The organism is Intrasporangium sp. (assembly GCF_051961875.1).
GTDB lineage: Bacteria > Actinomycetota > Actinomycetes > Actinomycetales > Dermatophilaceae > Intrasporangium_A.
Window position 1 is genome coordinate 62,613 of the sequence record NZ_JBQCCV010000249.1, and the last position, 10,333, is coordinate 72,945.

The following is a 10,333-nucleotide window of genomic DNA, read 5'->3' on the forward strand; positions in this document are numbered from 1 at the left end:
TTATCGAGATTCCTCAAAGTTTTTTCAGCGAACTTCAAGATCCGGCGGATTCTTTTGCGGCAGAGCGGGATTCGACGACCGACTCGACGTCCTCGCCCGACACGAGCGCGAGCACGTCGGCGCCGTACTGGTCCAGCTTGCGGGCGCCGACCCCACTGATCGCGGCCAGCTCGGCCTCGCTGCCCGGCTCGCGCTCGGCGATGGCGGTCAACGTGGCGTCGGTGAAGACGACGTAGGCGGGCACGCTCGCCTCCCGCGCGACCGCCAGTCGCCACACACGCAGCCGCTCGAAAGTCGCCTCGTCATAGGTGGGCGGACAGTCTGCGCATCGACCCGTCTTGCGCTCGGCGGCCGTCGCGAGCTCGTTGCCGCAGGAGCGGCAGTGCACCAGCTTGGCGACCTTGGGAGCACGCCGCCCGGTCCCTGCGGACTTGACCGCCCCACGGGCCTGCTCGCCGAGGACCGTCGAACCCGCCGCGAGGAAGCGCGACGCCCTGCGGCTCGCCCGGCCACCGGGAGCGCGGGACTCGGCGAAGGACAGCTCGAGCCGGCGGCGCGCCCGCGTCAGCCCGACGTAGAGCAGCCGGCGTTCCTCCTCGATCGCCTCGAAGCCCTCGGCCATGGAGATCGGGATGAGGCCGTCGGAGCAGCCGACGAGGAAGACGACGTCCCACTCGAGGCCCTTCGCGGCATGCAGGCTCGCAAGCGTGACGCCCTGGACGGCCGGTGCGTGCTGCTCGGCCGCGCGGCGGTCGAGCTCGGCCACGAGCTCGGGCAGCCGCGCCTCGGGCACCGTCTGCTCGAGGTCGTCGGCGAGCTGCGCGAGCGCGGTAAGCGACTCCCAGCGTTCGCGGACGGCCCCACTGCCGCTCGGCGGTTCCGGGGCCCACCCGGCGCCCGTGATGACGTCACGGGTGAGGTGGCCCAACGGCTTGTCGCCGTCATCGCTGCGGGCCGCCCCCCTCAGCAGGAGGATCGCGTCACGGACCTCCTTGCGGGCGAAGAACCGCTCGCCGCCCCGGACCAGGTAAGGCACCCCGGCGTCGGCCAGGGCGTGCTCGATGGCCTCGGACTGGGCATTGGTGCGGAAGAGGACCGCGATCTGGCCGGCCGGTGTCCCCTCGTCGATGAGCGCCTTGGCGCGGGCGGCGACGGCCGCGGCCTCGGAGGGGTCGTCCGGATGGGTGGTGAGGACGGGCCGCGGCCCCGGCTCGCCCTGCGCCCGCAGCTGCACCGCCCCGTCCCGTGCCGCCTGGGGTCCGCTCGCGACGACGAGGTTCGCGAGCCCCACGATCTCCGGCGAGGAGCGGTAGTTGCGCACAAGTCGGATCACGGTGGCGTCCGGGAAGCGCCGGCGGAAGCCGATCAGGTGCTCCGGGCTGGCCCCGGTGAAGGAGTAGATGGTCTGCGCCGGGTCACCGACGACGCAGAGGTCTGACCGCTCCCCCAGCCAGAGGTCGAGGAGCCGCTGCTGCAGGGCGTTGACGTCCTGGTACTCGTCGACGACGAAGTGGCGGTACTGGTCACGGACCGTCCTCGCGATGTCCTCGCGGTCGACGAGGATGCCGACGGTGAGGAGCAGGACGTCCTCGAAGTCGATGACGCCGCGTCGCTGCTTCACTTCCTCGTAGGCGTCGAAGACGCGGGCCATGCCGGTCAGGTCGAGGCCCGGCGGCTCCCGGCGAGCGGCGCGGGCGGCTCCGGCGTAGGTCTCGGCGGTGAGGAGATTGACCTTGGCCCACTCGATCTCGGCGGCGAGGTCGCGGATGGCGGTACGGTCGAACTGCATCCGCAGCCGGCTCGCGGCCTCGGCGACGGCCGGCGCCTTCTGCCCGAGGACCTCCGGGGCCGCACCGCCGACCGCCTGCGGCCAGAAGAAGTGCAGCTGGCGCAGGGCGGCGGCGTGGAACGTGCGGGCCTGCACCCCCCGGACCCCAAGCCCCCGCAGCCGAGTCCGCATCTCGCCCGCGGCGCGGGCGGTGAAGGTGACCGCCAGCACGCGTTGCGGCTGGTGCAGCCCGGAGTGGACGGCATACGAGATGCGGTGGGTGATGGCCCGGGTCTTGCCCGTGCCCGCGCCGGCGAGGACGCAGACGGGACCGGGTGGCGCCGTCGCCACCTGGCGCTGCTCCGGGTCGAGCCCGTCCAGGATGGCGTCCGCCGACATGAGCGGGTATGCCGCTCCGCTCGTCCCCGACATGACCCTCCTAGCGCTCGGGCGTGCCCGGACATCCTCGCACCGGACGGGGACAGCCCGCCTCGAGGGCTCAGCCCTCGGCGGCCTCCTCGACCGTCTCGCCGAGCCAGCGCTCGATGATCCGCTTTGCGATGGAGATGCCCGTCGGGGTCTGGATGTCCCTGCTCCTCAGCCGGGCCCGGTACTCGTCCCGGGTCACCCAGTGGGCCTCCGCGATTTCCTGCGGGTCGAGCGTCAGGTCGATCTGGGAGGTGCGGGCGGCGAAGCCGATCATGACCGATGAGGGGAACGGCCAGGGCTGGTTGCCGAGGTAGGTGACGTCGTCGACGCCGATGCTCACCTCCTCCGCCACCTCGCGCGCGACGGCCTGCTCAAGGGACTCCCCCGGCTCGACGAACCCGGCGAGCACGGAGAAGCGGCCCACCGGCCACTGCGGCGAGCGGGCGACGAGCAGCCGGTCGTCGGGGTCGACGACGGACATGATGACCGCCGGGTCGGTGCGCGGGTAGTGCTCGCTGCCGTCCCGCAGGCAGCGCCGCACCCAGCCCGCCTCCGTGGGTTCGGTGGGGCTGCCGCACATCGAGCACCGGCCGTGCCTGCCGTGCCAGTTGGCGAGGGCGAGCGCGGTCGTGAACAGGCCGGCGTCGAGCGGGTCGAGCAGGGCCCCGGCTCGCCGCAGAGTGAGCCAGCTGTCGTCGAGCTCACCGTCGGCCGTCGGCAGCACCGCAACGTAGGCCCGGCCGTCCGGGTCACGGCCCAGGGCGGCTGCGAGGACGTCACGGTCGCTGGAGCGCGGCTCCCGGAGGCGGAGCGCCCCGTGGCCGTCCTCGACCCGGACCGGCGCACGTCCGTCACGGATCTCGATGACACGGGTGGCGGGGTCGGCGAGGAGGGTCTCGAGGAGCCGGGGGTCGCGGCGTTCGTGGGCCGAGCGGTCCAGGACCCCGGTGGCGAGCGCGAGGTCCTCGAGAATCCCGTGCGTCGTCATCACCCTCCCACCCTAGGTTCCCTCGTCCGCCTACGGTGGAGGCGTGTCCCGGAGTGCCCTGCGTCTTGCCGCCCTCGCGAGCTCGGCCGTGCCCGGCCTCGATCCCGTCTCGGTCGAAGGCGTGCCGGTCCACCTCGGCGACCTCTACGAGTTCGCGTTCCTGACCGACTCCCAGGACCGGCACTGGGTCGTCAAGGCGTCGCGTTCGGCCGCGGCCGGCGCCCTTCTCGAGGATGTCAGTGGTCTTACGGCACTGCTCGCCCGGCGCCTCGAGATCGCCGTCCCGGTCGTGCGCGGCGTGGTGGCCCTCAAGACGGGCCGGGCCGTCGTCCATCCGCGTGTGGCCGGCGACCCGCTGGACTTCGCGGCCCTGCCACCGGGCGCCGCGCTGACGGCCGACGTGGGCCGCACGCTGGCGCACATCCACAACCTCGAGCTGCTCCTCTTCGACGAGGCCGGTCGCCCGAGCTACGACGCCGAGACCCACCGCAAGCGGATGCTCTCGGAGCTGGACCGTGCCTCGTCGACAGGACATGTCCCGACCGGCCTGCTCGCGCGCTGGGAGCACCGCCTCGAGGACGTCTCCCTCTGGCGGTTCGCCCCGACACCCGTCCACGGCGACTTCACCGGGTCGCACGTCCTCGCGAGCTTCGACGACGGGCAGGATCACGGCTCCGGCCGCGTCCGCGGCGTCGTCGGCTGGGAGGAGGCGCGGGTCGGTGACCCCGCCGACGACCTCGCGGAGCTCGTGGCCCAGGCGCCTCCGGGGGCGCTCGACACGGTCCTCGAGGCCTACGTGCAGTCGCGCGTCGAGCGCCCGGACGGCAACCTTGTCCGCCGTGCCCGGCTCGCCGCGGAGATGTCCCTGGTCCATGCCCTGCTCCGCGCGCTCTCCGCCGGGGAGACCCGGCTCGTCGAGCACGTCGCGGCGGAGCTGCGCGACCTTGACGAGCGGATCGAGGAAGCGGAGCGTCGTGCCGAGGCCCGCCGTCTGCGGGCCGAGCGCGAGGCTCGTCGGGAGCGCGAGCTGGCGCAGGCCGCCGCCGCGGCGGCTCCTTCCCAGGACCCCCACCCAGAACAACGGCCCTCTTCCTCGGCGGCTGGTAGCCGTGGGTCCTCGGCACCGTGGGGTGACGAGGCGACCCAGCCCTTCGCCGGACCCATACCTGACTCCGCCGACCAGCTGACTCAGCCCTTCGCTGCACCCACAGCTGACTCCGCCGACCAGCTGACCCAACCCTTCGCTGCACCCACAGCTGACTCCGCCGACCAGCTGACCCAGCCGTTCGAGCCGTTCCCGGCCCCTGGCTCGGAACAGGCCACCGAGCCGTTCAGCCCGGGACTCGCGCCCGAGGCTCCGGCATCCTCCCCAGCCGCCGCGACCTCCGAGACCGATGTCGCGGACGCGTCCTCCGGCGAGCCGGTCCCCAACCCCTCGGCCATTGCCGACCCGAACGCTGCCGACGCGCTGCCCGGCGACGCGGCCGGGCCCCACTGGACGTCGCGGGAGGAGGACGGGTCACGCTCGCAGGCCGCGCCGGCCACCACTGACGGCGCTCCCGAACGGAGCTGGCAACTGAGCACCGCGGTCGATCCGGAGGGCCTCTTCGAGATCGACGCCGTCGAGCCCCTCCCCGGGGCACCTGAGCCGGGGCCTGAGGTTGGCGACGCGCTCGACGACCGCCACGAGGGGGCCTCCGACTTCGTTCCCGTGGACCGGCGCCACGAGGGTGCCCCGCAGGATCGCTGAGTTCGACACTCCCCGGGATCGTGCGCCACCGCCATCGGCGAGGGCAGGCGGCCTAGCCCGGGACGGTGGCGAGCAGCTCGAGGAGGTCCGTCTCCCCCGGGATGTCCGGCCGCACGGTGATGCCCTCGGCGGCATAGTAGAAGGCGCCGTCGACAAACTCCGGCAGCACCCCGCGGAGGCGGGCGAAGGCGACCGTGTAGGCCGCGAGCTGGAGAGAGCGCACCCGGGCTTCCTCACCGGAGGGAGGGGCGCCGGTCTTCCAGTCGACGACGGTCCAGCCACCGTCGTCCCGCGGGAAGACGGCGTCGATGCGGCCGCGGATCGCGATGCCGTCGATGACCGTCTCGATCGGCAGCTCGATCTCCTCGGGGATCCGCTCGGCCCATTCGCTCGCCAGGAACAGCTCCTTCATCCGGCTGAGGTCGCCCTCGGCCTCGCTCTCGTCGGCGCTGCCAGGCAGGTCGAGCAGATCCACCATCGCGGCCCGCGCGTAGTGCTCTTCGAGCCAGGCATGAAAGGCCGTGCCGCGCCTCGCCGCGACGGCGGGAGGAGCCGGCATCGGGCGCCGCAGGTGCATGGCGAAGGCCTCGGGGTCACGGGCGAGCGACACGACGGCGGACGCCGACAGGTGGCGTGGCACATCGACCACGGCCGGCCCGCGCTGCCGCCGCGCCGCCTGCTCGGCGAGGAGCAGCCGGAGGTCGTCGAAGCGGGGGTCGCCCGCCGGTGCCGGCGGCGCCTCGGCCGCCACGAGCGCGGCGATGCGGTCGACTGCGTCGGCCACCTCGGCCCGCCGCTGCGCCATGGGGTCGTGCGGCCAGGCCGCCGACACCGGCTCCGCGAGGAACGGGTTGTCGGGTGGTACGAGCTGGCCCTTGGCGTTCGGCACCGGCTCGGGCGGATCCGCCCAGCGGACAGTCGTCACGCGGTCACCGAGGCTGGCACGGATCTCGTGGAGGAATCTGGACTCCACGTTGATGGTCTTGCGCGAGGACCAGAAGTGGGTCGACAGGAGCAGGTCGGTCCGAGCGCGGGTGAAGGCGACATAGGCCAGACGGCGCTCCTCCGCGACGGCATACCTGCCCCCGTCATCGGCGAAGACCTCGAGCTCGGTCGCGAAGGACTTGCGGTCCGTGGCGCGGCGCCAGTCGAGCACCGGCAGGCCGTCGCGATCACCGCGCAGCTCGTAGGGCACTCCGTCGAGTCCCGTGAGCCAGCCCTTGTCGCTCGGAGCGCCCTTGAGGACCCACTCGCCGTCGAGCAGGGTGACCGAGCTCGTCGAGTGGGACGGGAAGACGGACTCGACGAGTGCGGGCACGGCGACGACGTCCCACTCGAGGCCCTTGGCGGCGTGGACGGTGAGGACCTGGACGGCGTCGTGGTCGGTCTCGACGTGGCCGAGCTCGAGGCCGCGCTCCTGCGACCTCGCCGCCTCGAGCCAGGCGAGGAAGCCGGCGAGCGTGGGACGGTCGCTGGTCATCGCGAACCGGGCGGCGACATCGGCGAAAGCGTCGAGGTGCACGCGTGCCGTCGAGGCGGTGTGTTCGGGTCTGGACAGCACCTCGATGTCGAGGCCGAGGGCACGCTCGGCCTCGCCGACGAGGTCGACGAGCGGCAGGGCAGTCATCCTGCGCAAGGCCCGCACGACATCGCCGAGCGCGGTCAGTCTCGCGTGGGCGGCCGGACTGAGTCGGGCGCCACTCCACGCCGTCCAGCGCGGTGGGGGCAAGGCGTCGAGGGCCTCGACGAGGCTCGCCTCGTCGGCGCTGTCCGCGGCGAGGTCGCTCCCCCGGTCGCGGGCTGCCGCCGCCGTGGCGACGGTATCGGGCTGGTCGGCGTCTCCGGGGATGGGCGTCTCCACGTCGCCGCCGCGCTCGCCCGCCAAGCCTGGGCTGCCCGTGACGGCCACGCTCGGGCCGGCACTGCCCCGCAGCTCGCCGGCCCACGCCCACAGGGCGTCGAGGTCGGCCGGGCCGAGCCGGCCGACCGGCCCGGCCAGCAACCGCATGAGCTGGTCACCCCGGGACGGGTCCTGCACGACCGAGAGCACCGCGACGAGGTCACCGACCTCCGGCGTCATGAGCAGGCCGCCCAGGCCCACGACCTCGACCGGAAGCCCCTCCTCACGCAGGGCGTCGATGACGAGGGGGAAGTGCGCGCGTCGCCGGCAGAGCACCGCTGCAGTGCGCCCGGTGCGCCGGCCGCTCGGCGTGCGCCACCGCGCGGCGATCCAGCGAGCCGCGTGCGCTGCCTCGTCCTCGAGCGACTCCAGCCGCGCCACCGTGATCTCGCCGGCACCGGCACCGGGCCGCGGGGAGAGCGGCCTCACGTGGGCGGTGCGAAGCGGCGCCGAGGTGACATTGGCCGCCTCCAGGATGAGCGCGTCGTTGCGCCAGCTCGTCGACAGGGGCAGCACCGCGGCCGGCCCGTCCTCCGCCGCGAACTCGACCGGGAAGCGGGAGAGGGTGGTCGCACTCGCTCCCCGCCAGCCGTAGATCGACTGGTTGGGGTCGCCGACGGCCGTCAGCGCCACGGGCTCGGCACCACCGTGGAACAGCGCCCGCAGGAGGGCGAGCTGCGCCTCGGAGGTGTCCTGGAACTCGTCGAGGAGGACCGCCCGGAAGCGCTGCCGCTCCACCGCCCCCACGTCCTCCACCGTGTCGGCGAGGCGCGCGGCGAGGGCCATCTGGTCGGCGAAGTCGAGCGCGTCGCGCTCCCGCTTGAGGGAGAGATAGCGCGCCACGATCGGCAGGACCGCCCGGCGTTCGCGCAGGACGACGAGCAGGTCTCGCACAGGGGTGAGCGACCCGCGCCCCTCGCCATCCGGCAGCTCGTCGAGTCGGGCGATGACCTCGTCGAGGTGGTCGGCCACGTCCTGCGGGCCGAGCAGGTGTTCGGCCATCTCGCCGGCGAGCGCCATCACCGCCTCGATGATGGTCGACTCGGCCTTGCCGACGTCGTCCATGGCGCCGTCGTAGCGGGCGACCGCCTCCGCGGCCAGCTGCCAGGCGCCGGCCTCGGTGAGGACGCGGTACTCCGGCTCGATCCCGAGCCGGAGGGCGTGCTCGCGGACGAGGCGGCCGGCGTAGGCGTGGTAGGTCGAGACGGTCGGGGTGCCGCCGAGCACCTCGGCGCCGGTCCCGTCGTCGATGGGCGGCGTCCACAGCCCGGTGCGCCCCAGGGTGCGCAGCCGACCCGTGATCCGGGCGGAGAGCTCGGCGGCGGCCTTGCGGGTGAACGTCAGGCCAAGGACCTGGTCCGGCTCCACATGCCCGTTCGCGACGAGCCAGACGACGCGGGCCGCCATCGTCTCGGTCTTGCCGGAGCCGGCCCCAGCCACGACGAGGAGCGGCTGAGGCCCGGCCTCGATGACGGCCTGCTGCTCGGGTGTGGGGCTGGGCAGGTCGAGCGCTGCGGCGATGTCGACGGCCGAGTGCCTCACAGTGCCTCCCCCTCCGGCTGCACGGGGCAGCACGCCTTGACCGCGCACACCTGGCACCAGCTGCCCTGGACCGCGCGGAAGCTCGCAGCTCCCATCCCCGCCGCGGTCTCCTCGACCAGGCGCCTGGCCCAGGCGGGGTCGTCCGCCTCGGCGAGGGGCGCCTGCTGTTGAACGGCGGCACGCAGCCCGCTGCGGCCGGCCTTGCCGATCTGGACCAGCGCCGCCCCGCCCGATGTCGTGCCGAGCTCGGCGAAGGCGCCCGCCTCGACGGCGGCCTGGTAGGCGCCGAGCTGGCCGTGCTCGCCGATCTCGGCAACGGTGGGCTTGCCACGACCGGTCTTGAGGTCGACGATCCGCAGCCGCCCGTCGCGGTCCTGCTCGATCCGGTCGACCCGGCCCTTGAGGTCCGCCCGGCCGAGCTGCACCCGGAAGTCCTCCTCGACCGCGACCGGCTCCCAGCCCTCCCCCGCGGACTCGGCGCGATAGCTGACGAACCGCGCGACCATGTCATGCGCCTCCTGCCGGGCCCGGTCGGTCAACCAGCCCGGCGCCAGGCCCAGACGACCCCAGCGGCGGTCGAGCTCGGCCTCGAGGGCAGCGCGATCGGCATCCGGTAGCTCCGCGACGATGTCGTGCACCAGCGTGCCGACGAGCTGCGCGCCCATCGCGGGACCGCTGCCGCCGACGGCCCCGAGGAACCACGACAGCCCGCACTGGTTGAAGCGCTCGACCTTCGACGGCGAGACCCGCACCATCTCATCCGCGCCCCGGACCGGCCGGTCGTCCGTGAGGTCGCGCAGGGCCCACCAGCTGGTCGGGTCCGCCCCGGCGACACCCGCGCGAGCGGCCAGGGCCAGCAGCTCCGCGGCCCGCCGTGAGAGCGTCGCGTCCGCTCCGGCCACCTCGCGGCGCAGCTCGCCCACCAGACCGGTCAGGGTCATCGGCCGGGGCGGGTCGGCGTGCCGGCGCACCTCGGTGTCGAGGCCCTCGGCCCGGGGTGGGTCGATGAGGTCGAGGTAGACGGAGGGCTGCTCGTCCTCGTTGCCGACGGCGGTCACGAGGAGTCGCTCGGTGGTGCGGGTCATCGCGACGTGCAGGAGCCGGGTCTCGTCGTAGCGGACGGCCGCCTGCGCCGCCCGGAAGCTGTGGGGGCGGTCGGCGACGACGTCGACGAGGTCCTCGGACCCCAGGACCGACCCACGGAGCCGCAGGTCGGGCCAGACGCCCTCCTGGACGCCGGCGACGACCACGATCCGCCACTGCCGCCCGGCGGCCGTCTGCGGCGTGAGCAGCTGCACCGTGGGGCCGCTCTGGGCCCGGGCCAGCAGCGTGTCACCAGGCACGTCCTGGCCCGCGATGTGGTCGAGGAACGCGTCGGGGCCCGCCTGCGGAAGGCGGTCGACGAAGGCACCGGCGGCATCGAACAGGCCGAGCACGGCGTCGAGGTCCCGGTCAGCGCGTTGCCCCGCGGCGCCCCCGGCCAGTGCCGTGCGTCGCCAGCTCTCGGCGAGGCCCGTCGCCGACCAGATCTCCCAGAGCACCGTCTCGGCCGTCACGCCGCGGTCCCAGCGTCCGGACGGGGCGAGTCGGGCAGCGCCCGCGCCCGCGTCGATTGCTGCTGCGACGCGCGCGGCCGGGGCCGCGAGGTCACCCAGAGCTCGGGCACGGACCGGCTCGAGGAGCAGCTCGGCGAGCAGCTCGTCGCTGGACCGTCCGCCGCCGGCCTCGAGCTCCTCGCGGCGCAGCATGCGCCGCAGCCGCCGCAGCGCCACGGCGTCGGCGCCGCCCAGGGGGGAGGTGACGAGGTCAGAGGCCACGGTCGGGTCGATCGCGTGGTCCTGCCCTCCCTGCCCCGACCGCGCCACGGCGAGGGCTTCTCGCAGGATCGTGAGGAGCGGACGGACCGCGATCTCGTCACGGACGGGGGTCTCCGCCGTGGCGGTGGCGAGCGGCACG

5 protein-coding genes are annotated in these 10,333 nt (G+C 74.0%); 1 reads left to right on the top strand and 4 read right to left on the bottom strand.

Annotated elements, in window-relative coordinates; translation table 11 throughout:
- Positions 1 to 34 precede the first annotated feature (34 nt).
- Both ACTHJJ_RS15000 and nudC read right to left on the bottom strand, forming a co-directional pair.
- Positions 35 to 2,200, bottom strand: a complete 2,166-nt coding sequence (locus tag ACTHJJ_RS15000) for an ATP-dependent DNA helicase UvrD2 (RefSeq protein WP_440303742.1) — start codon at positions 2,198 to 2,200, stop codon at positions 35 to 37.
- A 67-nt stretch (positions 2,201 to 2,267) separates the two neighbouring features.
- On the bottom strand, positions 2,268 to 3,185 hold the full coding sequence (gene nudC, locus ACTHJJ_RS15005; protein WP_440303743.1) for an NAD(+) diphosphatase: 918 nt from the start codon (positions 3,183 to 3,185) through the stop codon (positions 2,268 to 2,270).
- Positions 3,186 to 3,228: 43 nt separating this feature from the next.
- On the opposite strand from nudC, the gene ACTHJJ_RS15010 reads away from it, so the two are divergent.
- Positions 3,229 to 4,935, top strand: coding sequence for a phosphotransferase (locus ACTHJJ_RS15010; protein ID WP_440303744.1), 1,707 nt, complete (start codon positions 3,229 to 3,231; stop codon positions 4,933 to 4,935).
- 52 nt (positions 4,936 to 4,987) lie between these two features.
- On the opposite strand, the gene ACTHJJ_RS15015 is transcribed toward ACTHJJ_RS15010, so the two are convergent.
- Both ACTHJJ_RS15015 and ACTHJJ_RS15020 read right to left on the bottom strand, forming a co-directional pair.
- On the bottom strand, positions 4,988 to 8,377 hold the full coding sequence (locus ACTHJJ_RS15015; RefSeq protein ID WP_440303745.1) for an ATP-dependent helicase: 3,390 nt from the start codon (positions 8,375 to 8,377) through the stop codon (positions 4,988 to 4,990).
- Positions 8,374 to 10,333: PD-(D/E)XK nuclease family protein (locus tag ACTHJJ_RS15020; RefSeq protein WP_440303746.1), on the bottom strand; the 1,960-nt coding region annotated here is incomplete at its 5' end. The genes ACTHJJ_RS15020 and ACTHJJ_RS15015, both read right to left, overlap by 4 nt.

Bases quoted from the DNA above. Each gene is read 5' to 3' on its own strand.
- ACTHJJ_RS15000 (WP_440303742.1), bottom strand. From the start codon at position 2,200: ATGTCGGGGACGAGCGGAGCGGCATACCCGCTCATGTCGGCGGACGCC.
- nudC (WP_440303743.1), bottom strand. From the start codon at position 3,185: ATGACGACGCACGGGATTCTCGAGGACCTCGCGCTCGCCACCGGGGTC.